The organism is Exiguobacterium sp. s34 (genome assembly GCF_018617435.1).
In the GTDB taxonomy this organism is placed as follows: domain Bacteria; phylum Bacillota; class Bacilli; order Exiguobacteriales; family Exiguobacteriaceae; genus Exiguobacterium; species Exiguobacterium aestuarii.
In genome coordinates this window covers 79,637-99,915 of record NZ_JACSKE010000006.1, presented here as the reverse complement: position 1 = coordinate 99,915, position 20,279 = coordinate 79,637, and the positions used below count along the sequence as shown (strand labels likewise).

General features: G+C 45.7%; 26 protein-coding genes and 3 tRNA genes. 12 read left to right on the top strand and 17 right to left on the bottom strand.

Annotation, left to right across the window (positions count from 1 at the left end; translation table 11 throughout):
• Nucleotides 1-14: 14 nt before the first annotated feature.
• From KNO87_RS12950 to KNO87_RS12940, 3 genes are read right to left on the bottom strand one after another with little or no spacing between them, the layout of a single operon-like run.
• The gene (locus KNO87_RS12950; RefSeq protein ID WP_214796354.1) at nucleotides 15-428 is read right to left on the bottom strand and encodes a DUF3805 domain-containing protein; all 414 of its coding nucleotides are present in this window, start codon (nucleotides 426-428) and stop codon (nucleotides 15-17) included.
• The gene (locus KNO87_RS12945) at nucleotides 425-979 is read right to left on the bottom strand and encodes a hypothetical protein (RefSeq protein WP_353047465.1); all 555 of its coding nucleotides are present in this window, start codon (nucleotides 977-979) and stop codon (nucleotides 425-427) included. Before KNO87_RS12945 ends, KNO87_RS12950 begins: the two co-directional genes overlap by 4 nt.
• Nucleotides 980-981: 2 nt before the next feature.
• On the bottom strand, nucleotides 982-1,341 hold the full coding sequence (locus tag KNO87_RS12940; RefSeq protein WP_214796353.1) for a hypothetical protein: 360 nt from the start codon (nucleotides 1,339-1,341) through the stop codon (nucleotides 982-984).
• 130 nt (nucleotides 1,342-1,471) lie between these two features.
• Between KNO87_RS12940 and KNO87_RS12935 the strand changes: the two genes are divergently transcribed.
• The 4 genes from KNO87_RS12935 (at nucleotide 1,472) to KNO87_RS12920 (ending at nucleotide 3,207) form a co-directional block, all read left to right on the top strand.
• Nucleotides 1,472-1,545, top strand: a tRNA-Gly gene (locus tag KNO87_RS12935).
• 15 nt (nucleotides 1,546-1,560) lie between these two features.
• Nucleotides 1,561-1,634 (top strand) — tRNA-Gly (locus KNO87_RS12930).
• 156 nt (nucleotides 1,635-1,790) lie between these two features.
• The gene (locus KNO87_RS12925) at nucleotides 1,791-2,591 is read left to right on the top strand and encodes an MBL fold metallo-hydrolase (RefSeq protein ID WP_214796351.1); all 801 of its coding nucleotides are present in this window, start codon (nucleotides 1,791-1,793) and stop codon (nucleotides 2,589-2,591) included.
• A gap of 409 nt (nucleotides 2,592-3,000) precedes the next feature.
• A complete protein-coding gene (locus KNO87_RS12920) occupies nucleotides 3,001-3,207 on the top strand; it encodes a DUF3006 domain-containing protein (protein ID WP_015880796.1) in 207 nt (68 codons plus the stop codon).
• Between the two features lie 48 nt (nucleotides 3,208-3,255).
• Here KNO87_RS12920 and KNO87_RS12915 read toward each other — a convergent pair whose 3' ends face one another.
• The gene (locus tag KNO87_RS12915; RefSeq protein WP_251126194.1) at nucleotides 3,256-3,822 is read right to left on the bottom strand and encodes a TlpA family protein disulfide reductase; all 567 of its coding nucleotides are present in this window, start codon (nucleotides 3,820-3,822) and stop codon (nucleotides 3,256-3,258) included.
• A gap of 74 nt (nucleotides 3,823-3,896) precedes the next feature.
• On the opposite strand from KNO87_RS12915, the gene KNO87_RS12910 reads away from it, so the two are divergent.
• Nucleotides 3,897-4,751 (top strand): aldose 1-epimerase family protein, encoded by an 855-nt coding sequence (locus KNO87_RS12910; protein WP_214796347.1) that lies wholly within the window; start codon nucleotides 3,897-3,899, stop codon nucleotides 4,749-4,751.
• Between the two features lie 40 nt (nucleotides 4,752-4,791).
• Here the strand turns inward: KNO87_RS12910 and KNO87_RS12905 are convergent, their stop codons facing one another.
• The 3 genes from KNO87_RS12905 to KNO87_RS12895 all read right to left on the bottom strand — a co-directional run bounded on the left by KNO87_RS12905 (nucleotide 4,792) and on the right by KNO87_RS12895 (nucleotide 7,020).
• On the bottom strand, nucleotides 4,792-5,010 hold the full coding sequence (locus KNO87_RS12905; protein WP_214790648.1) for a PspC domain-containing protein: 219 nt from the start codon (nucleotides 5,008-5,010) through the stop codon (nucleotides 4,792-4,794).
• Between the two features lie 20 nt (nucleotides 5,011-5,030).
• The gene (locus KNO87_RS12900) at nucleotides 5,031-5,738 is read right to left on the bottom strand and encodes an SDR family oxidoreductase (RefSeq protein WP_214696467.1); all 708 of its coding nucleotides are present in this window, start codon (nucleotides 5,736-5,738) and stop codon (nucleotides 5,031-5,033) included.
• A gap of 79 nt (nucleotides 5,739-5,817) precedes the next feature.
• Nucleotides 5,818-7,020 carry an LCP family protein gene (locus tag KNO87_RS12895; protein ID WP_214796345.1) on the bottom strand — a complete coding sequence of 401 codons (1,203 nt, stop codon included), beginning with the start codon at nucleotides 7,018-7,020 and terminating at the stop codon, nucleotides 5,818-5,820.
• A 195-nt stretch (nucleotides 7,021-7,215) separates the two neighbouring features.
• Between KNO87_RS12895 and KNO87_RS12890 the strand changes: the two genes are divergently transcribed.
• Nucleotides 7,216-8,130, top strand: a complete 915-nt coding sequence (locus KNO87_RS12890) for a hypothetical protein (RefSeq protein ID WP_214796343.1) — start codon at nucleotides 7,216-7,218, stop codon at nucleotides 8,128-8,130.
• 182 nt (nucleotides 8,131-8,312) lie between these two features.
• Here KNO87_RS12890 and KNO87_RS12885 read toward each other — a convergent pair whose 3' ends face one another.
• Nucleotides 8,313-8,540, bottom strand: coding sequence for a hypothetical protein (locus tag KNO87_RS12885; RefSeq protein WP_214785729.1), 228 nt, complete (start codon nucleotides 8,538-8,540; stop codon nucleotides 8,313-8,315).
• A gap of 274 nt (nucleotides 8,541-8,814) precedes the next feature.
• Here KNO87_RS12885 and KNO87_RS12880 point away from each other — a divergent pair, with 274 nt between their 5' ends.
• Nucleotides 8,815-9,687, top strand: a complete 873-nt coding sequence (locus KNO87_RS12880; protein WP_214796341.1) for a hypothetical protein — start codon at nucleotides 8,815-8,817, stop codon at nucleotides 9,685-9,687.
• 63 nt (nucleotides 9,688-9,750) lie between these two features.
• Here KNO87_RS12880 and KNO87_RS12875 read toward each other — a convergent pair whose 3' ends face one another.
• Nucleotides 9,751-10,122 carry a hypothetical protein gene (locus KNO87_RS12875; protein ID WP_214790660.1) on the bottom strand — a complete coding sequence of 124 codons (372 nt, stop codon included), beginning with the start codon at nucleotides 10,120-10,122 and terminating at the stop codon, nucleotides 9,751-9,753.
• Between the two features lie 102 nt (nucleotides 10,123-10,224).
• On the opposite strand from KNO87_RS12875, the gene KNO87_RS12870 reads away from it, so the two are divergent.
• Complete coding sequence (locus tag KNO87_RS12870; protein WP_214796339.1) at nucleotides 10,225-10,638, top strand: VOC family protein; 414 nt, start codon at nucleotides 10,225-10,227, stop codon at nucleotides 10,636-10,638.
• 11 nt (nucleotides 10,639-10,649) lie between these two features.
• Here KNO87_RS12870 and KNO87_RS12865 read toward each other — a convergent pair whose 3' ends face one another.
• Entirely contained in the window at nucleotides 10,650-11,696 is a 1,047-nt protein-coding gene (locus KNO87_RS12865) for an NAD(P)/FAD-dependent oxidoreductase (RefSeq protein ID WP_214796337.1), read from the bottom strand.
• Between the two features lie 179 nt (nucleotides 11,697-11,875).
• On the opposite strand from KNO87_RS12865, the gene KNO87_RS12860 reads away from it, so the two are divergent.
• On the top strand, nucleotides 11,876-12,430 hold the full coding sequence (locus tag KNO87_RS12860; RefSeq protein ID WP_214796335.1) for a methyltransferase family protein: 555 nt from the start codon (nucleotides 11,876-11,878) through the stop codon (nucleotides 12,428-12,430).
• Nucleotides 12,431-12,465: 35 nt separating this feature from the next.
• Here KNO87_RS12860 and KNO87_RS12855 read toward each other — a convergent pair whose 3' ends face one another.
• Together KNO87_RS12855 and KNO87_RS12850 are read right to left on the bottom strand one after the other, a co-directional pair.
• Nucleotides 12,466-13,275: a DUF368 domain-containing protein gene (locus tag KNO87_RS12855; RefSeq protein WP_214796333.1), complete on the bottom strand. Its 810-nt coding sequence runs from the start codon at nucleotides 13,273-13,275 to the stop codon at nucleotides 12,466-12,468.
• Nucleotides 13,276-13,348: 73 nt separating this feature from the next.
• Nucleotides 13,349-13,924: a GNAT family N-acetyltransferase gene (locus tag KNO87_RS12850; RefSeq protein ID WP_214796331.1), complete on the bottom strand. Its 576-nt coding sequence runs from the start codon at nucleotides 13,922-13,924 to the stop codon at nucleotides 13,349-13,351.
• A gap of 100 nt (nucleotides 13,925-14,024) precedes the next feature.
• On the opposite strand from KNO87_RS12850, the gene KNO87_RS12845 reads away from it, so the two are divergent.
• The gene (locus KNO87_RS12845; RefSeq protein WP_214796329.1) at nucleotides 14,025-14,774 is read left to right on the top strand and encodes a sugar nucleotide-binding protein; all 750 of its coding nucleotides are present in this window, start codon (nucleotides 14,025-14,027) and stop codon (nucleotides 14,772-14,774) included.
• Nucleotides 14,775-14,830: 56 nt separating this feature from the next.
• On the opposite strand, the gene KNO87_RS12840 is transcribed toward KNO87_RS12845, so the two are convergent.
• Nucleotides 14,831-16,060, bottom strand: coding sequence for a cytochrome P450 (locus KNO87_RS12840; protein ID WP_214796327.1), 1,230 nt, complete (start codon nucleotides 16,058-16,060; stop codon nucleotides 14,831-14,833).
• Nucleotides 16,061-16,147: 87 nt separating this feature from the next.
• Here KNO87_RS12840 and KNO87_RS12835 point away from each other — a divergent pair, with 87 nt between their 5' ends.
• A complete protein-coding gene (locus KNO87_RS12835) occupies nucleotides 16,148-16,513 on the top strand; it encodes a potassium channel family protein (protein WP_214790676.1) in 366 nt (121 codons plus the stop codon).
• Nucleotides 16,514-16,530: 17 nt separating this feature from the next.
• Here the strand turns inward: KNO87_RS12835 and KNO87_RS12830 are convergent, their stop codons facing one another.
• Both KNO87_RS12830 and yidD read right to left on the bottom strand, forming a co-directional pair.
• Nucleotides 16,531-17,883 carry an alanine/glycine:cation symporter family protein gene (locus KNO87_RS12830; protein WP_214796325.1) on the bottom strand — a complete coding sequence of 451 codons (1,353 nt, stop codon included), beginning with the start codon at nucleotides 17,881-17,883 and terminating at the stop codon, nucleotides 16,531-16,533.
• A 127-nt stretch (nucleotides 17,884-18,010) separates the two neighbouring features.
• On the bottom strand, nucleotides 18,011-18,280 hold the full coding sequence (yidD, locus tag KNO87_RS12825; protein WP_015880777.1) for a membrane protein insertion efficiency factor YidD: 270 nt from the start codon (nucleotides 18,278-18,280) through the stop codon (nucleotides 18,011-18,013).
• A 192-nt stretch (nucleotides 18,281-18,472) separates the two neighbouring features.
• On the opposite strand from yidD, the gene KNO87_RS12820 reads away from it, so the two are divergent.
• Nucleotides 18,473-19,261, top strand: a complete 789-nt coding sequence (locus KNO87_RS12820; RefSeq protein ID WP_251126827.1) for a pyrroline-5-carboxylate reductase family protein — start codon at nucleotides 18,473-18,475, stop codon at nucleotides 19,259-19,261.
• Nucleotides 19,262-19,294: 33 nt separating this feature from the next.
• Here KNO87_RS12820 and KNO87_RS12815 read toward each other — a convergent pair whose 3' ends face one another.
• A complete protein-coding gene (locus KNO87_RS12815) occupies nucleotides 19,295-19,993 on the bottom strand; it encodes a DUF554 domain-containing protein (protein ID WP_214696845.1) in 699 nt (232 codons plus the stop codon).
• Nucleotides 19,994-20,142: 149 nt separating this feature from the next.
• Nucleotides 20,143-20,215 (bottom strand) — tRNA-Val (locus KNO87_RS12810).
• Nucleotides 20,216-20,279: the final 64 nt, after the last annotated feature.

Genomic DNA, 20,279 nt, shown 5'->3' with positions numbered 1-20,279 from the left:
CGTCGTGTCTCATTTTATGTCCATTCGACTGAGTCGATGATAGATTCGATCTCCATCTTTTCATTCGTCACTTGATCGGCGACATACGTCATGAACAAAAGACGTTTTCCGTCCGTCAACGACCATACATCTAGATGCATCCCGTCTTCGATCCCGCTTGCGTAAGCTGTCGTCATGTTACCCGTCTCATCCGTCACGCTCGGCGCCACTTTTACATCGATCGGAAACTCTCCTAAGAACGTATTGAGTTCGCGTAAGACGGCTTCTTTAGGTTCTTGTGAATCTTCAGATTCGTAGATGGAAATTTGAAGCGTTCCTTGCGCATCCTCTTCTGTTGAATAGAAGCTCACGTAGTCTTCTTCTTCATTGTATTCATAATGTTCCGGATACGTCAGGCGGAACCACCCATCAATTTCATACTCTTTCATGCTGTTTTCTCCTTTACTTGCTTAAATGCCAGTCCCGTGACCATTTTTGCTTGTAGTGCGTATTTTAGTCGTTCGGTCACGTAAAGACGTTGGCTATTTACATCTTGGGCAATCATATGTCCGAATAAATTCATTCGAACCGTTTGATTGGATAGGAAATAGAATCGATCCGTACTTAACGGGCGATACTCGTTCGAGTGTTCGAGGTATTCGATTTCAAAGCGTCGAAGTACATTAAGCGCGCAATACCGATCGGTCTTCCCTGTACTTGTATGAAGCTCGACACGGACGAGCTGAACGTCATACGGACAGACATTCATAAAGATTGGACTTACCCGCTCATGGATCAAGAGGATGCCCATATCTGTTTCAATTAGATCGGGTAAGGCTCCCTCATCTTGCGAGATACTCAATACGACGTACGGTCGGTTCGATGGTGCAAGCAATTCCCCTTTGTAAAATCGAAATCGCTGAATCCCTGTCAGAACTCGTGCACGCCAAGCACTCCCTCGTGCTTCCGCTTCCATTCGATACAACCTCTCTCCACTCACGCTTACTCCCCCTTCACTTGTTTGAGCGCATCGACGAATGTCTCCCATTCTAGGTTGTCACAAACAACCTTATTTTCCAATCCCCATTCTTCATCGATTGTCAAACGTACTTCGTTCGATTCAGGGTGACGTATCATTCGAAGATCTCCAATTTGAATCGTATCTGGTGAAATGGAAAATGTACGACTCGGCAATCCGATCCACTTAACCCGATTCGAGCGTAATACGACATACCATTCTTCATCGCGGTGAATGGAAAACGTCCAGTTTCGGAGAGACACTGTCGTGTCTGTTTGTTTGGACTGCTTCAACATTCGAAATCCTTCGCCCATCAGTCGTAAATATGATTTTCGTTCACTCATATTTGATTTCTCCCCTTTTTTCTATTATCTTCGTTGTGGATAGGATTCTGCAACCTAAAAAGTTTTTTAAAAAAGGGTTTGCAAATAGAATCTGATATGCTATTATATCAAAGTAACGTTAAGACGTTTCGCGGGTGTAGTTTAATGGTAAAACCTCAGCCTTCCAAGCTGATGACGAGGGTTCGATTCCCTTCACCCGCTCCATATTCTTTTCTTCATGCGGGTGTAGTTTAATGGTAAAACCTCAGCCTTCCAAGCTGATGACGAGAGTTCGATTCTCTTCACCCGCTCCAATATCGACATATACGCGAGAGCCTCTCGCACACATACAATGCACGGTTGAGACCTTGCAAAAGCAGAAAGTCATCTGACTTTCTGCTTTTTTGTTGTTCCTTCGATTATTTTGGGGAAAAGAGTGAATGAACCTAATCAGATGAGGAGGAACTCTTTTGATTCAAGCGAAACTGCAATCATTCACGATTTACGAAAGTGCATTAATGCGAACCACATCGACCTTGATTGATACACCAGACGCCATTCTCTTGATTGATCCGACGTGGCTTCCTGAAGAGATCGCCACGATTCGTCGGGATATCGAGCTAAACCGTAATGATCGTCCACTTTACGTCATCTTCACTCACCATCATTTTGATCACATTATCGGGGCTTACGGCTTTAAAGATGCGACGACGATTGCCTCACAGGCGTTTGTTGATGCCGATTCATCTGATCAGTTAGATGAGATTCGAGAGTTCTATGAGCAGCACTATATCGATCGCCCGATTCAAAAACCCGAAATTGATATCGTGGTTCAACCGAACCAGACACTTCTACTCGGTGCTGTTCCTGTTACATTTATTTCGACACCCGGTCATGATGCGACACACTTGTCCATTCTGATTGAATCGATGAATCTACTTGTTTGTGGAGATTACGGTTCGAATATCGAGCCACCCTTTATCGAGCATGACCCGAGCGCTTATCTCGAGACACTCCAAACGTTACAATCTCTCATTTATGAACATGAAATTCAATGGTTCGTGCCGGGACATGGTGACCTGTGCGACAATCGTAGTAAGATGATTGAACGATTGAGCGCAGGTGAAGAATACATTTTGGCACTTCCCGAAAACCGTCATTGGTCTCCTATGTGGCCAGAGCATTCCTTTTTCGACCGTGTTCATGAACGCAATCGAAAAATGGTGGAACAAAAAGAGACCGATCGCCGGTCCCGTCAACAAGATTACTAAAAAAATCGCAACGTCTCCCCAAGACGTTGCGATTTCCCCCTATGTAGACCTATTTCTTTGTGACGCGTTCTGAGCGGACCGTGAACATACGGTCAACCCCATAGATCGTTACTCCCGTCAGAGCGAGTAACCCAATCATTGCAGAAGAAAACATGACCATCCCCCCATTGTTCACAGTTTCGTCATAATCACCCCGTGCTTTCATTATAGAAGAGCATTCCAAAAAAAGAAAGCGTTTTCTTCAAACTTTCTTCACATATGTTAAATTCAGCATCTTGTGTTTTTTGAAACAACTTGTCTCTTCCATTTGGACAGACATGTGTAAAGATGTGTAGCTTTTGTGGAATGTGGGAATACATGATGTAAGGATAAAAAAGAGACAGAAGCTGCTCGTCGAGGAGGAAGAGGTATGATTAAGTACGGTACATTGGTGCGAATCGAGGGAAAATATGCCGTATTGAGATGGAATAACGGCTCAAGTTTCATCCCTAGACGATTCCTACCTTCCGAAGCACGTGTTGGTGATACAATCATTCGAGACAATCATCATTATTATCTTGAAGAAGATATGACCCCGAACTTTGATGCGTTGATCAAACAACACTATAAAAGCTGAACGATTTGCCCTACCAAACAGGGCAAATCGTTCAGCTTTTTTGACACATTAATCTAATGCCTTTTCGATTTGTTGCTGAATCCACGTTTCATCGACGGGACCGGTCTGCTTCGCCACAATGATCCCCTGTTCATCTAACACATACGTCGTCGGTAACGCGACGACGCGATATTGTTGCTCCACGACTGCCTCTTCATCTAACAAAATTGGAAAATCAACCGGGTACTCCTTTAAAAAAGCCTCGACATCAGCTTTTCCACGTCGTTCATTTTTCGTGACGTTCACCCCAAGGACAGGGATCCCTGTCGCTTTTTCAAATGACACAAGTTCAGGAAACTCGTCTCGACAAGGCGGGCACCATGAAGCCCAAAAATTAATGACTACCGGCGTTCCTTGGAACTGTGAAAGGGTGAGACCCTCACCACCCAACGTATTCAAGGCGAAGTCCGGAGCTTGCTGCCCCACTTCGAGTCCTCCTAAGGCTGATTCATTTTGGACGATAGGAACCGCTTCTTCTTGCTTTTGCGACATCATATATTCTTCGTATCCTTTATAGGCGAGCCCAGCAATCAATAGAAGGATGAGCGTTCCGATTACGATTCTTTGTAAGCGCATCATTTACCCCTTGTTTGTTTTACTTAAGATTTCTACACTTAACTTATCACAAACCGTAAAGGAGCGTATGTATCGTGCAACTTCAAAACGAAAAAATTCAGATTACATTAAAAGCACAGGGTGCGGAAATGACCAGTTGGAAAGTATCCGACAAGGAATATTTATGGCAAGGTGACCCGACATATTGGGGACGACAAGCCCCAATCCTTTTCCCAATTGTCGGACGCTTATTAGATGACCAGTATATATATGAAGGCAATACGTATACGATGAGTCAACACGGCTTTGCTCGTGACGCAATTTTCGACATTGAATCATCGACCACTTCTTCCGTCCGTTTCACCTTAAAAGATACGCCAGAATCACGTCAACATTATCCCTTCCCGTTCGTGCTGAACGTATCGTATCAACTCGTAGGCGAAGAAGTGATTGTCACATATCGTGTCCATAATCCAGGTGAAACCGTTTTACCATTCAGTATCGGTGGGCACCCCGCTTTTAACATCCCTTTCATGGGTGGCGCGTTCGAGGACTATACACTCGACTTCGGAGAGGTGCGTACACTGGACCGCTATTTATTAGAGGGTCCTTACCTGACAGGAGCCTATCAACCATTAGGTGAACGCCAATATATTCCGCTCACCCGATCGCTATTTGACGACGATGCATTGATTTTCGAAAATGTCGAGTACGCTGCACTACGTCATCAGCCTTCAGGCACGGCGATTGTGATGGAGAGCCCCTCGTTTACTCATTTTGGAATTTGGTCTCCACCCCATAAAGACGCTCCATTCGTTTGCCTTGAGCCGTGGTTCGGACACGCAGATTATAAAGGGCATCGGAAAGATTTTATGCACAAAGAAGGAATTCAACTCCTTTCCCCAAACGAGACGTTCGAAGCGAGCTATACTCTATATATCGAACACTAAAAAAACAATCCGACGATCATCGTCGGATTGTTTTTGTTCGTTAGAAACGATCTTCTTGTTCTGCCTCATATTCTGATGGCGGTTTTTTCATAATGATTGCCAAGACGATATAAATAAGAAGTCCTGGACCACCTAAGAGTGCCATCGCCACAAATAGAACACGCATGATCGTGACGTCCACCCCTAGATAGTTCCCGAGCCCTGAACAGACTCCGGCAATCATTTTATTATTTTCATCTTTATACAACTTGCGTTCCATATCATCTTCTCCTCAACTCGTTATGATCGTTGTGGTCGGCGTAACGTGGTTCTACCTCCGTTTGCCACTTCTCCACGTCCTTCAAAATCAAGCGCTTCATTAATCGGTGTACTACCTGACTTAATTTCGATTCGGCGACCGTATAACCCACGGTTATCAAGAGATGCAGAGATGACAGTCGCGACATCCGTCTCGGAAATCGTCGCACCATCCGCATCGTTCAAATCTTCAGATGCTTCGATGGAGCCTTTACTCGGTTCATCGACAATGGTCACTGGGCAAATGATCGTATAGTTCAAACCGCTATGTTCGATATATTCGTCGGCGGCATTGTTGGCTGACAGAAAATTAAAGAGTTCCTTCGGTGCGGCATTCGGTTGATCCGCTCCATATGCACTGAGCAAGACGACATGACGGACACGTTCTTTTTTAGCAGCGTCGATCGCGTTCATCGCGACGTTTCGGTCGAGCAGTTCGATTTCAGTACTTGATCCGTCTGCACCGGCAGTCGCCGCAATGATGACTGCATCTTGTCCACTTGTCGCCTCATGAACTTTTTTCTCGAGTTCTTTCTCGACATCAACCGTCAATACATGCGCACCCATTTTTTCGTACTCTGCTTGTAGTTCAGGATAACGAATTAAAGCGGTCACTTGATGGGTCTTCGCTAAACTTTTCAATACACGTTTCCCAATCTTTCCTGTTGCTCCAATGACTAATACTTTCATTCAAATTTCCCTCCTCAAAAGAGTAGTTCATTTGTTTAAAATTCCTCTTTCAAGTCAGAATCAAACCCTTTTCTTAAAATTATCTCACCGTGCCCCACATCGACAAATCGAGAGCCTCCCGAATGGATTGCACACTTTCTTCTAACGGTTCGTAGTAGTACACATTGTTAATATAGGCATCTTGTCCCTCGACTTGCATCTTATTCACGTCCGGGTTAGAAATCATCGTGAGCCCGACAGAGGCCATTTGTAAGATGTTCATCTCAAGACCCATTTCTTCTTTCATGAAACGATACGTTGCCGGAATTTTCGTCCATCCCGTTGGACTAGCCAACTTCTCCGCAACAGCCGTCATGACTTCGGTTTGACGATTCGAACGGGCACCGTCCGTATCCGTCTTACGGTGTCGCGCATAGGCAAGCGCCATGTCTCCATCCATCGCGTAAGAAACACCTTCCGTATACTCATACGTTTGGTTGAACCCTTTCTCACTAAACGAATGCGTTGCCGTCACATTGACACCACCAATCAAATCAATCAACTCCATAAACGACTCGAACGTAATCACGACTTGTCCATCGACCGACGCATCGGTCAACCCTTCCACGGCACCGACTGTACAGTCTGCCCCTCCATAAGCGAAGGCATGGGTGATTTTATCACCCTCGCGGTCTGGCTCACACGGAATCGCCGTGTACGTATCGCGCGGAATCGACACGTTTTGCACCGTGCGCGAGCGAGGGACAAACTCCATCAATTGTAGAGAGTCTGTCCGAGAACCTGATAATGATTCTCCAACCCTTGCGTCACTTCCCATGATGAGGAACGTGAACGGCGAGGTCGCCACATACCCCGCGACAAGCAACATAAAAATGAGAAGAAGGGCAACTTTCCCTTTCCACTTACGCTTTCGTTTACTTGTTGGTTTTGGCGATTGGTCGACTTCTCGTCTTGCCGGCTTTGACGGTTTCGGTTGTTGCGTCGCATGACTTGACTTCGGTCGAGAAGTCTTGCGTTTCGGTTTTGAGAATGACGGCATTCGAAGCATCCGTTTTCTCCGTTTTTTTGACGTTCCTTGATTTGGTTTCGAGGTCTCTGGCGATCTCTCGTTTAAGAAAGGATGCTCTGCCCCTTCATCCGGCTCTTCCAGTCGTGATGCTTCATTTATATCTGTTCGCTCGTTGGATGATTGTTCATCATTCAAGCGAGACGCTTCAAGCTCTTGTTGTTCGAGTTCGCGCTTTCTACGTTCTACACGCGATAAACGTTGATCATCTTTCATATTTTCAATCCTCAACTTTTCAATTTTTCTCTATTATCCCGAACCCACATTGATCTGACAACGTTTCTACTGAAAATCCGTCTTAAGCATGAGACCGTATGATTGTTTCAGATGAAATCCGGGAAAGGAATAATAATTGGTGTCTGCCCAAATCAAGGAAGCATGCAATAAGTATGAATGAAAGGAGGAGAGCTGATGCGCATCGGAAAATTACGTATGTTGTTGGAGCAGTATGGTGAGGCGACGCTACGTGATTTATTGGTCGAAATGTACCGTCATACTCCTAAAGATGTGATTGACGATCAAGACTTTGATTTTATGATCAGCCAGTTCACGCGTTATAAAGAAAAAAAGCATTCAGAAGAGCGTCATTCGCTCTCGCAAACGATTACGTTAGCTGAACGCTTTGTCGATTCGGCATATGAACATCTATATATCCGGCCTAATCAAGTTATGTCAGATCGTGATCAGAAAAATTGGTATATCCACGCCAAAAAAATCATTCGTGATTTAGCCCACTATGCCGAAGAATACACAGAAGCGCGTACGATGTATGAAGAAATGTTTTATCTTCTGTCGACGTCTGCTGGAGAAGAACCACTTTTTTCAACGAGCGACCCGTTTCGTCTTTTAAAAATCTCACAAGTCACCATGCTTCAAAAACTCATCCACTACTATCAACTAGACGCACCGATTGATACCGTCTGGATTGACCGCGCCCTATACACTGCCCTTCACGTGCCAAAAGATGTTGATTCTACGCGAATCGACTTGCTGTCTACCTTGCCGATTGAACACAGTCAAACCAACACGAGAAAAATTCTTCACGCACGCATCTTCAAACTTTGCGAGCGCATGTTAGAGAAATCCCAGACAGAAGATACCGCACTCGAAAACTATCAAGCCCTTAAAATGTTAGAACTTCGCCTCCTTGTCGCAGAAGGGAATTTACAAGAAGCTGAACAGAAACTGTTTTCGGAGTATATCCCGTTCTTTTCACATCGTTCCGAACCATTTCGTGTCTATGTTGATTTCTTGGAAAGTCATGGACATACGGATGAGACAAAGCGATTAAAACGATTAGCAAAAGAAAAACGAATTCGATTTTAGACAAAAAAAGGGAGTCAATCGATGACATCGGTTGACTCCAATACATGATATGAACGAGGGGTGTTCATTTGAAAAGGAGGACAGAAAGTTGGTGCAGAACTTTCTTCCTACACATATAAGTATAAAGTAACGATTGTAACCGTTACCAAACGACTTATTGCATTTTTGTGAACGTTTTCACGTTATTCGATCGTATTCATAATTCCTAAACCGACGACTGATAATAATACGATTAATACAAAGACATACACCATCTCATTGGGTGATTGAAATCCTTCGTGAATTTCTACCTCTTCTTCGACAATGATGTTCTCATGAATAACTACTGGTTCTGTTTCGGCCATAACCGTCGTGGGCGCACCGATCATGAACAACATAGATACGAGAATCAGTTGATAAATATATTTCATCATAAACTCCTAATTGATTGGTTTCATTGTGATTAAGTATATCATGTCTTCGACGCACGTCACGTCTGACATTTGACGAAACTCACAGATCCATCAGCGTAACTAATCAGTTTTTCTGAATCGCATGCTTACAATCTATTTTATTTCATGTTTTTATAAAAGTTGTTGATTATTTTCATCAATCAGGTTTCATGAGAATGCCATACAACTTTAAGTAAGATAGCGCTTACAATTTAAATGTACTTATTATCTCATTCAGAAAGAAGGATTCTCCTTGAAACGAGCGCTACGCTTTGTAGAATGTAGGCAATTAGCTAAGCAGGAACGCATCTCCATTCAGTCGTTATACCCCTTATCAAAGACACCCCCGCTCCTTTCCTTACCTCCTCATCAGCACGTGTACATCGCTTTAAACAAAAATAATCCGTTAGCTGCTTTCGTGGCGAATGACGAGCATTTAGAAGCGTTTCAAATCATTCAACTCTCAAAGGCGACATATCACGATCGTCATGTGTTTAGAGGATTACTCGATCGGATCATGTACGAACGAAGTCGAGAAACCACATATCCGATTACGTACTATCTTCACGAAGAGGACTTCCATAATCAAGATAAGCTTCGAATATATGAGGCATCTGGGTTTCAAGTGTTCCATCAAACAAATACGTATCACCTGCCATTCATTCCGTGCGAGAAAGCATCGCATACGTATTGGACACTCGAATTGATGGATTATTCAAGAAGAACGGATTGGCTTACATTTCGTAATGCACACTGCCATGTCTTACCTGGAGCCATTCCGATGACAGATGAACAATTTGCGCAAGAAATCCGTCATCAAACATTGTTTTACACGATAAGCTGGTGTCACCGACCAATTGGAATCATGAAAGTTCGATTACATATGTATCACGTTTGCGTCCAAGAAATTCAGTTGGATTGTGACGAGTCGCTGATACGAGAAGCTCTTTCCTTCCTGCAACAAAAGTTTTTCGATACGTTCAGATATATCGACGAGGCTCATATTTCTACGACTAATCTGCAATCTGACTTGAATTTTGCACTTCGAAAGCAAGGGGCTCAAGTATCGTCCGGTGGTACGTGTACACTTACGCAACAAGTACTACCAACCCCACTCTACTCATAAATGAAAAAGACGTCGATTGCATCAACTCATTCTCGCAGGAAAAAGTTGTTCATTCGACGTCTTTTATTCTGCAGCAGTTGTCGATTCCATCGCCAAAGGCGGCATTTCCTTAAACAGTTCTGTCCGCAGTCCCGTGTCTCTCAAATCGAGCGATTCAATCCGATCAAATTTGATTTGACGATCGACGACATTGAACCAATACGTGATGTTCGGCTCATCCTTGAAACGAATCGCATAATTCGATCCATTCAAATGAAAATCGACCTCAGTAGACAGCAACTCCGTCGGACCAATCTGTTTATGGGTGGTTAACCGTTCGAGCACAACTTGCTCTTCATTGATGCGATAATCGACAAACGTCGCAAGCGAGAGTCCAAACACAAATGATACTAGGGCGAACGTGCCCACCAATCCCATCGTGATTTTTCCGTTCATTTCGCTGTCCCTCCCTCTCTTATTATATCGGATGTGGTTGAAACGTTGTGAAGTGACATTTTGTTCAACTTTAGGCAAACTGAAGGTTGAGGAGGAATGTTCATGCAAATCGATCATACTGGAATCGCCGTCCGCGATTTAGACGAAGCGATCACATTTTATACAACGGTGCTTGGCGGAAACCTGATTGACCGTTACACAAATACGGCCATCGGGGTTGAAACCGAGCTGGCCGTCATTCATATCGGGGAGGATGTCATTGAATTATTACGACCGACGAGTAACACGAGTCCAATCGCTCGTTTCATGAAAGCTCGAGGGAAAGGCGTCCATCACATTGCATACCGTGTCGACGATTTAGACCAAGCCATTGCCGCTCACAAACAGAATGGCATTACATTTTTAGAAGATACCTTGCGTACTACCGCAAAAGGTCGACGATTGATTTATATGGATCCACGTCATTCAGGTGGTGTCATCACTGAGCTCTGTGATTATCCTATGCAAAAGCAGTGAGAGAGGTCCCCTTACTGCTTCAACAAAGTTTCTTCTATGATTTGACGGTTCTTCTCTTTTAATCGCTCGTTATGAGAAGACACCATCGCTGTAGCGGTCGCGTTCGGGTCAATATACGTTTTGGCCCGATTCACCGCGTTCGCCGCATCTTGGAATGCCCCCGCAATCAAATGGACCTTCCCTTCATGCGTCAGAATATCACCAGCAGCATATAAGCCAGGAACGGATGACTCGCTACCTGCATTTCCTTTCACGTAAAATCCATTAACCATCTCTACGTTTAATTCACTGTTTCGAAGAAGTTCTGCATCTTGTTCGTACCCATGATTGATCACGACCTCATCGATATCGACCACACTTGTTTCTCCCGTGTCGATCTGCGTTAACAGCACTTGCTGAATCGATTGTCCATCGTGAGAAATCAAGTCCGTGACTTTCGACTGCGGACAACAATCGACTCGGCTTTGTTTAATTTTTTCGACTTGTGCCTCATGGCCTCCGAGCTCTTCTTTTCGGTAAACCAATAGAACGTTCTCTGCAATCGGTTCGAGTGCATTGGCCCAATCGACAGCGCTATTTCCGCCACCCGAAATCAAGATCCGCTTCCCTTTGAACCGTTCAAGTGATTTGACCGTATAGTGAAGGTTTGACAATTCAAAGCGTTCGGCCCCACTCACTTCGATTTTGTGAGGTTTCAAAATACCGCTCCCGGTCGCGACGATGACGGTTTTGGATACGTGATGACCATTCGACGTGTCGATACCAAATAATCCATCCTGACGTTTTAAAATCGACTCCACTTTCTCCCCTAGGATGACCGTCGGCGAAAAAGTGAGACCTTGTTGTACGAGTTGATCAATCAGGTTTGCTCCTGTCGTCGGAAGGAGTCCGCCCACATCCCACACCATTTTTTCTGGATAAACGTGAAGTTTTCCACCCAGGTGAGGCTGAAATTCGATTATTTTCGTTTTCATGCCTCGCAACCCGCTATAAAAAGCAGCATATAACCCTGCCGGACCTCCACCGATAATCGTCACGTCGAATTGTTCCTCACCCATCGTCGTATCCTTCCCTTCTATGTACGTGATGTCTACATTTTAAAAATGATAATCATTCTCATTAGATGATAACCTGTTTCTTCGCCTTTGACAAACTTTTTCCCAACACCATCCTCCCTTGGTTTTTCTTCATCGAAGGTCGGGTAAGGAAAGATGAATCAAAAGGAAGGATGTGTGCTATGGAGTGGATGGATCTTTTACTGATCATCGTGTCCGGTTTTTGGCTTGTGGAGACTTGGAAATTTCGTAATCGTAAAGAGGCAACGGATGGTTCTGTCGAGCGGAAAAGCTTTTATTTCGTAGCGACGACGATGATCGTCATTTTCACTTTGTCGATCATTTATTCAATCTTTGTCGAGACGCGCCCATCAATCACTCAACGATTGCTTGCCCTTTCGTTTTACATAGCGGGTGTGTCGTTACGGTACTGGGGGATTTTTCATCTCCGTCATCAATTTACTCGACACGTCGTCGTTCGTCCGCAAGATGAGCTCGTCAGCTCCGGGCCTTATCGTTTCTTACGCCATCCTTTATACACAGGATTATTATTGATTACGTTAGGCTTCTCCTTGTATTTTCTTCATTGGGCAGTCGCTTTGATTGGCACCGTTCTTACGTCTCTTGCGTTACTATATCGGATTCGGATCGAGGAAGGGATGCTGACCCGCCACTTCGGTCAATCGTATGTATCATGGGCAAAGTCTCGCAAACGATTATTTCCGTTTATCTATTAAAAAAGGAGTCCGGGGATCCCGGACTCCTTGCTGTTTTATACAGAGTAACGACTAAGTAATCGGACGACAACAATCCCCGCGATAAATGCGATGATACTAAGTGCCCACATGAGACCAGTGGCCGGCACTCCCGGAAATACGACGGCGAGTGAACCAACTACCAATCCGATAATGATCGAAAACGTCATTCCTGGGAAATTTGATAGCAAATAGCGAATTACCTTACTGCTGACAATAAAGCCGACCGCCACTCCTGCCCCGACGATTCCAATAATGAGCAAATTGAAATTTGAGATGGCGCTGATAACCGTCGGATAAACCCCAATCAGCAATAACACGAATGATCCGCTGATTCCCGGGAGTAGCATCGCCATACTTCCTAACCATCCAGAAAAGAACAAGAGAAGCGCAGTCCCAAAGGTCACATCCGTGATGATGGATGAATCGACCGGATTAAGAAACGCCATACTCGCCACGAGAATCGTTGCTACAATCATCGCGATGACATGGATTGGTCGAATCGATGCGCGCGATTTAAACTCTACAAAGAGTAAAGGAATGATTCCTAAAATCAATCCGATAAAGAAAAACTGTGTCGGCGCATAATACTCAAGTAACAAGTACTCGATTATTCGACTTAAGGCTATGATGGCTGTGCCCATCCCGATTGCTAGTGGAATTAAGAAACCAATATACTTTTTCCAATATCGGCTGAATACACCGCTAATCGCTTCAATCAATTGATCATAGATGCCTAAAATAACTGCGATGGTACCGCCACTTACACCAGGAATCAAGTCACTCGTCCCCATGGCCATCCCTCGCCAAATATTCTTCCACTCCATAACGTATCTCCTTTGCATATATCTTTCCTCAAGCACTTAGTATAGTCGAGAAAGGACGTTTGTGCATCCGCTTTTAGACCGAGAAAGGAGTCGAAGATGTCTCTTTTTTCATATAGTCAAACCGAGCTCCTGAAATATTGATTTCTTTTTCTTTTTGAAATCCGAGTCGCGTATACAAGCGATGGGCTGCTGGATTCGCTTGGTCTACGTTCAAGGTGACCGCTGGGATACCACGCTCTGTCGCGACGGTACAGATATGTTCGATTAACTTCGTCCCAATGCCACGGCCACCATATGCCTCTAATACAGCGAGCGAGTCGATGTATTGGACGAATCCTTCTGTCTCAACATCTAATTCTTCTTTACTCCCATGTGCCGTCAACCATTCCCGAATCGGTCGATCCAATTCTTCCGCCTCGTCTCCTCGATACGAAATGATCATTCCTGCTACTTCCCCTTCAATCTCGGCCACCCATATGTTTTCGTGGCTTAATCGATTTTTCGGCATTTCCACCCACATCGCCAATCGTTCCAACACTTCATCCGTATTTGTTGACCCCGTCAACGTATATGCGATTTCATGTATGGCCTGATACATGAGTGGCGCGATTTTTGTACAATCCTGCTTCGTTGCTTGTCGAATATTCATCATTGATCCCTCCATCATCTACTCTAGCATAGGACAGCACATCGATTGTTTGTTTACGCCCGTTTTGTGGCATCATATAGAGAGAAAGGGGCGAAACGAAATGAAAGCAATCATTACTGGAATGAATGGTACGGTAGCACCGGTTGTTGCCGAAACGTTACAACGTCATGGCATTGAGGGGATTGCGTGGAATCGTGAGCAAGTGTCCACGACGGATGAACAGGAGATGCGACAATTTATCGAAAGCATCCGACCGGACTATTTTTTACATATCGGCATGGGGCCGGTTGAATGGGCCGAGACACTCGCTCGTTTATGTGGGGAAATGAAAATTCCGTTCTTGTTTACGAGTACAGTGTCGATTTTTTCAGATGACGTGACTGGACCCATCTCACCGGACACGGCACCGGATGCTGAAGATGACTACGGAAAGTATAAACGTGACTGCGAAAGAGCCATCGTTCGCGTCAACCCGGGAGCTCAGATTGTTCGTCTTGGATGGCAGATTGGGGATGAAGCCGGATCGAACAATATGATGGACTATTTTACGAACGAGATGAAACAACGAGGTGTCATTCAAGCGAGTGAGCATTGGTATCCATCTTGCTCGTTTTTACCAGATACGGCGGAAGCTTTATTCGAGATTTTGACAAAACGCGGACCTGGTATTTATCAGCTAAACGGAAATGCGAACTATTCCTTATACGACATTGCGGTCGGACTAAAAGAGCTTCATGACGCCGATTGGCAGATTGAATGCACGGATGAACCAAAACGGGATAATCGGATGATTGATCCGTCCGTCCCAATCCGTCCGATTTCAAAACGTCTTAATCTACAAGCGAAATGAACCGCATTCCATACAAAACGCCTACTCAATCAAGAGTAGGCGTTTTCTTATGAGACTCATTTCACATCAGTCAATCGCAGTTTACTTTTTGGCAGACTCGGCATATCGACAAAGCTATAGCTCAAGTCTTGAGGAGGGACGGTATACGAGAACTCTTTGGTAAACAACTCAATCACTTGCTCGAGAATCGCAATCGTCACATGTTCCCCTGCGCAACGATGTCCAAAGTCCACATCCCCACCTCCTTGTGGGATGAAATTGAACGGACTCTCCTTCCAGTCCATAAATCGGGAAGGATCAAACTGATCAGGTTCTGCCCAAATTGAGGAGTCGTGATTCGTTCCATAGAGGTCAAGGAGCGTCAGTGTCCCTTCCGTAAACGTATACCCGTCCCATTCAAAATCGGTTTTGACTCGAGCTGCCGCCACGGGGAAGAATGGATAGAAACGTCTCACTTCTTGAACGAATGCTGTTTTCGTGACCTGTCCTTGCTTCACTTGCTCTGCTTCTTCGGGGAATTGGTGCAATGCTAGGACCGTGAACAGAACATAAACCGAGATTGCGACAGTCGGGCGTAGAATATTTAACACTTCGACAGCCACCACTTCTTCAGGTAACAACTCACCTGATTCATCTCGATGCCATGAGAATTCATAAAGCGCCGTCTGTTCATTCGGCAATAATCGATTCGACCGTACTTCTTTCACCATCTGTCGAATCCAAGCTTCAGCCGAACTTCTTGCTTTCCGACCTTGCAAATACGTCGGACCAAGAGACGTACCCGACTCAAATAGCAATCTCATTTCATCGGTCCGTTTCTCTACTTCTTCTCGTGCAAGCGGGACTCCCGCCCATTCACATACGGCCTTCATCAACACCTGTTGGGCCACATCATATAAAACAAGTTCTTCCGTCTGTTTGATTCGTCTCCACTCGCGACCCGTCAGCCGGAGCAGACGATCGATGTTTTCTTTCGTCATCAATGACATGAACATACGTTTCCGGTGCGTATGCGCCGTCCCATCTAATGTTTGCACTCCATCTTCTCCGAATAGTGTTTTGAGAAGACGCTTCGGTGCAGCATCCTGACGTGTAAATTTGTCCGCCTCATAAAACAACGAAGCGGCGTCCTCTCCTCCAAGACAAATCACGCGTTCCCCGAGCAAACGAGTCTCAAAAAGATCTGACTGAAAACTTTTACGTCGATTGGCGACGAATAAATAACCTTCCCGTAAAAAATCGACACTGTGGTCGAGCCCTTCTTGCTTCGGAATGACTTTCCCCATCCAACTCACCCTTTCTCTTTTTTCGAACTACAAAGGATGTTCCCGTGTTATTGGCGAACAAACCTAATATCGAAAGGAGCGAGTGACATGTTACCGTTCTTACTGACATTACGCCGGATTGTTCGTGGGATCTGGCGCGGTCTACGGGACCCTGAGTTCCAAGTCTTATTCAGCCTTGCCTTTCTCACCATCCTATCCGGAACACTTTTTTATGCTCAATTTGAGGCGATGCGATGGCTCGACGCGCTCTACTTCAGTGTCATCACATTAACGACTATCGGCTATGGCGATTTTGCCCCCCAGACCGATATCGGGAAAATTTTTACGATTGGCTATGTGATCACGGGTGTCGGCATTGTGGTCGGATTCGTTACTAAAGTGTTCGACCACCTTCAAAAGGCACGGCTAGATGAACTAGAAGCAAAACAAAAGACGCCACCCTCTGATTCATGAGGATGGCGTCAATCCGTTTAGGACACTTTTCGATTTTCAATCTCAAGTTGTTGATTGAATCGCTTCGTCTCTGCAATGACAACGCCCGACAAGAACAAGAGACCAATCAAGTTCGGGATGGCCATTAAACCGTTGAAGACGTCGGATAACGCCCATACTAAGTTCAAGTTGGTCGTCATGGCACCTAGTCCAGCGACAAGCACGAAGGCAATTCGATATGGCAGAATCGACTTTTGCCCAAACAAGTAATGGATGGAACGTTCTCCATAATACGACCAACCGAGAACGGTCGAATAGGCGAATAAAACAAGTCCGATTGTCACAATGTAACCACCCGCCGGACCGAGGAATAATTCAAATGTGGCCGAAGTCAATTCAACCCCTTCTAACCCGGTCCCGATTTGACCACCCATGACGAGTGTCAAACCGGTCACCGAACAGACGACAAGCGTGTCTAAGAAGACTTGCGTCATCGAGACGAGTGCTTGACGACCCGGCATATCCGTCTTCGCAGCAGCCGCTGCAATCGGAGCAGAACCGAGACCTGCCTCGTTCGAGAAGACACCACGCGCGACACCATATCGAATGGCCGCTCCGATGGCTCCCCCACCGATGGCTTCCGCACTGAACGTACTGCTAAAGATGAGTGCGAACGCATCTGGAATAAGCGTGTAATTCATGATCATGATCAAGAGACCGCTACCTAAGTAGAAGGCAATCATGACCGGGACGAAGTAGCTGACCACTTTCCCGATAGAACGTACGCCCCCAAGGATGACCGCGCCTGTAAAAATCATGATGAGAATTCCTGATATGTAGAGTGGTACATCGAATGTCGTTTTGAGCGCGAGCGCGACAGAGTTCGTCTGAACCCCGTTCCCAATCCCAAACGCCGCAATCGAGGCGAATGCAGCAAACGCCACCGCTAACCAACGTTGATTCAATCCTCGTTCTAGATAGTACATCGGTCCACCAGCCATTTGACCGCGCTCATCGGTCACCCGATATTTAACAGCCAGAACAGCTTCCGCATATTTCGTTGCCATCCCAAAGAATCCCGATACCCACATCCAGACGATGGCCCCCGGTCCTCCTAATACAACCGCTGTCGACACCCCGACGATATTCCCCGTACCGACGGTCGCCGCCAGAGCTGTCATGAGCGCCTGGAAGTGACTGATATCCCCTTTTGAGGATTGATCCTGATTTTTCGAAAATGCCAATTTCAATGCATACGGTAATTTGGTAATTTGAATACCACCTAGACGCACCGTCAAGTAAATGCCTGTCCCCACAAGCAAAATTAAAAGCGGTGGTCCCCATACGAAATTGGATGCCGTACTCACCCATTCACTAAATGATTGCCCCATACAAAGTATCCCCTTTCCCCGAAAATAGTGTACACCTCTATTTTTTCAGAATACTTAGAACAATGCAAAAGTATTGTGCTAAAACAACTCCGGATCTTTTCATCTGTATACAAACAGCGAGATGAACTTAATCGTCTCGCTGTGATTCAGGCTTCTCTCGTTGTAAGGGCGCTTTCCAATCAAATGTATCCGGGACGTAATCGAGCCCGCCCGGATGAAACGGTTGACAACGGATGAGCCGGCGAGCGGTTAAATAACTTCCTTTGACGGCTCCATGTTTCTCAATCGCTTCGATTCCGTAGTGGGAACAACTCGGATAAAACCGGCATGTCGGCGGCTTTAATGGTGAAATAAAACGTTGATAACCTTGAATCCCTTTTACTAGTACACGTTTCACGCGATTTCGCCTCACTCTGTTGAATTAGTGCCATCATAGCGCGATTTGAAACGTTTGTCATGTTCACCGCTCCATATGTCAAATCGTTTTCCATCTCTTAACAAATGAGCAAGATGGGCGATATTCGACAGCAGGTTTGTTATGATAGTCAACATAACTATTGACCGAATCGAATAGAAGAGGTGACGAATGATGAAACATTTACTAATGGTCGGTGCAGGATCAATGAGTGAAGCGCTCGTTCGAGGGTGGATTGACTCGGGAATCGAACCGACACAAATTACCATGACAAATCGAAGTGATCGGGAACGCTTGAACTTCCTACAAGATGAACTCGGCGTACACACCGTCGAAGAAGAAAACGTGAACGACTATGACATCGTCGTACTAGCGATGCAACCGGACGGCGTCATTCCATACGTGGAATCAAAAGAGTGGAAGACCCCACTACTTGTATCGGTTGCGGCACATATCGAACCGAGCCAATTAGAAGAAGCTTCAGGACTTCCTGCCGTATGCGCGATGCCAAACACGCCGGTCGCATATCGGAGCGGGATGACAGGCTTATGGTTCGGTCCTGAAACAGATGAAGCCGATCGCGCGAAAGCAACTGCCCTCTTTGAGCGTGTCGGTCGAACGGCCATCACGGATGCGAAGACGATGTCTGCCTTCATGGCAGCCGCGGGTTGTAGCCCGGCCTTCTTTTATGAGATCGTTGGGGCGATGACTCCGGTCTTGACCGATGTCGGATACGACGAAGCGACGGCTCGTCAAATTGTGGCTCAGGCGATGAAAGGCTCTGCAGAGTTACTGTCACATGAAACACGTGAGACGAATGAACTCATTGCTGACGTCGCCGCTCCAGGTGGACCGACCGACCGTGGTGTCGGCGTGTTACGAGACCGCAACCTTGCCGACGTGATGGCTTCAGCCTTACGTGAAAGTGCCAAAGAAGACCATGAAATCATGGAGAAACCATAAAAAATGGACGGAAGCCACGCTTCCGTCCATTTTTTATGTCATCATATGTATAACCGACACAATGAGTGCCACTACTAAAATCCCTGGCAATAAGTTCGCCACACGAATTTTTGTGATTCCGACCAAATTCAAGCCAATCGCCACAATCATGACACCACCGGTAGCGGTCATCTCTAAAATAAAGCTATCCATGAGCGACTCTGGAATGAATTTCATGATTTGAATGGCGAGTAATGCGATTCCACCTTGATACAATAACACCGGAACGGCCGAGAACATGACCCCGATTCCGAGCGTCGAACTTAACACGAGGGCTGTAAATCCATCAATCAACCCTTTCGTATACAACACGTCATGATCGCCACGTAACCCACTATCGAGCGCACCAATGATGGCCATTGCACCAATCACGAAGATGAGCGTTGCTGTGACGAATCCTTCCGCTACACTCGATTGACTCCCGAGACGCCGCTCAAGTCGGTAGCCGATTTCATTCAATACTTCATCTAGCTTCCACCATTCCCCGAGCGCAGACCCGACGACAAGACTTCCGATGACAATCAAGAAGTTTTCACTCTTCATCCCCATTTGAATGCCAAGCAAGATGACCGCAAGTCCGATCGCTGCCGTCACCGTCTCTTTCATACGCTCTGGAATGCGGTGGAATAAGAGACCTAACAATGACCCGATGACGATTAGTCCGGCATTGACGAGGGTTCCTGTTAACACCATTTTGCATTCCCCGTTTCATTATGTATTGAGAGGAATATACCAATTGCTTTCGCGCCATGTCAATATACAAAAAAAGAGCCACTTCTCGCAAGAAGTGGCTTCGCGGAAACCCATGTTCCGGTGGGTTTCTCGAGGGTTTGGCACCCAAGTGATTCTGACTGGGCTCGAACCAGCGACCTCTACCCTGTCAAGGTAGCGCTCTCCCAGCTGAGCTACAGAATCAGGTCGTGTCCTCTCTTAAGGACACTATTAATATATCAAGAAACTATTAAGTTGGCAACAACTT

Excerpts from the sequence above, each read along its gene's own strand:
- KNO87_RS12895 (WP_214796345.1), bottom strand. The coding sequence starts at position 7,020 with ATGAAAGATGATCAACGTTTATCGCGTGTAGAACGTAGAAAGCGCGAA.
- KNO87_RS12915 (WP_251126194.1), bottom strand. The coding sequence starts at position 3,822 with ATGCGCTTACAAAGAATCGTAATCGGAACGCTCATCCTTCTATTGATT.
- KNO87_RS12850 (WP_214796331.1), bottom strand. The coding sequence starts at position 13,924 with ATGAATATTCGACAAGCAACGAAGCAGGATTGTACAAAAATCGCGCCA.
- KNO87_RS12830 (WP_214796325.1), bottom strand. The coding sequence starts at position 17,883 with ATGGGGCAATCATTTAGTGAATGGGTGAGTACGGCATCCAATTTCGTA.
- KNO87_RS12900 (WP_214696467.1), bottom strand. The coding sequence starts at position 5,738 with ATGAAAGTATTAGTCATTGGAGCAACAGGAAAGATTGGGAAACGTGTA.
- KNO87_RS12855 (WP_214796333.1), bottom strand. The coding sequence starts at position 13,275 with ATGGAGTGGAAGAATATTTGGCGAGGGATGGCCATGGGGACGAGTGAC.
- KNO87_RS12860 (WP_214796335.1), top strand. The coding sequence starts at position 11,876 with ATGGAGTGGATGGATCTTTTACTGATCATCGTGTCCGGTTTTTGGCTT.
- KNO87_RS12835 (WP_214790676.1), top strand. The coding sequence starts at position 16,148 with ATGTTACCGTTCTTACTGACATTACGCCGGATTGTTCGTGGGATCTGG.
- KNO87_RS12875 (WP_214790660.1), bottom strand. The coding sequence starts at position 10,122 with ATGAACGGAAAAATCACGATGGGATTGGTGGGCACGTTCGCCCTAGTA.
- KNO87_RS12870 (WP_214796339.1), top strand. The coding sequence starts at position 10,225 with ATGCAAATCGATCATACTGGAATCGCCGTCCGCGATTTAGACGAAGCG.
- KNO87_RS12845 (WP_214796329.1), top strand. The coding sequence starts at position 14,025 with ATGAAAGCAATCATTACTGGAATGAATGGTACGGTAGCACCGGTTGTT.
- KNO87_RS12940 (WP_214796353.1), bottom strand. The coding sequence starts at position 1,341 with ATGAGTGAACGAAAATCATATTTACGACTGATGGGCGAAGGATTTCGA.
- KNO87_RS12950 (WP_214796354.1), bottom strand. The coding sequence starts at position 428 with ATGAAAGAGTATGAAATTGATGGGTGGTTCCGCCTGACGTATCCGGAA.
- KNO87_RS12920 (WP_015880796.1), top strand. The coding sequence starts at position 3,001 with ATGATTAAGTACGGTACATTGGTGCGAATCGAGGGAAAATATGCCGTA.
- KNO87_RS12905 (WP_214790648.1), bottom strand. The coding sequence starts at position 5,010 with ATGGAACGCAAGTTGTATAAAGATGAAAATAATAAAATGATTGCCGGA.
- KNO87_RS12815 (WP_214696845.1), bottom strand. The coding sequence starts at position 19,993 with ATGGTGTTAACAGGAACCCTCGTCAATGCCGGACTAATCGTCATCGGG.
- KNO87_RS12865 (WP_214796337.1), bottom strand. The coding sequence starts at position 11,696 with ATGGGTGAGGAACAATTCGACGTGACGATTATCGGTGGAGGTCCGGCA.
- KNO87_RS12885 (WP_214785729.1), bottom strand. The coding sequence starts at position 8,540 with ATGAAATATATTTATCAACTGATTCTCGTATCTATGTTGTTCATGATC.
- KNO87_RS12840 (WP_214796327.1), bottom strand. The coding sequence starts at position 16,060 with ATGGGGAAAGTCATTCCGAAGCAAGAAGGGCTCGACCACAGTGTCGAT.
- KNO87_RS12820 (WP_251126827.1), top strand. The coding sequence starts at position 18,473 with ATGAAACATTTACTAATGGTCGGTGCAGGATCAATGAGTGAAGCGCTC.
- KNO87_RS12890 (WP_214796343.1), top strand. The coding sequence starts at position 7,216 with ATGCGCATCGGAAAATTACGTATGTTGTTGGAGCAGTATGGTGAGGCG.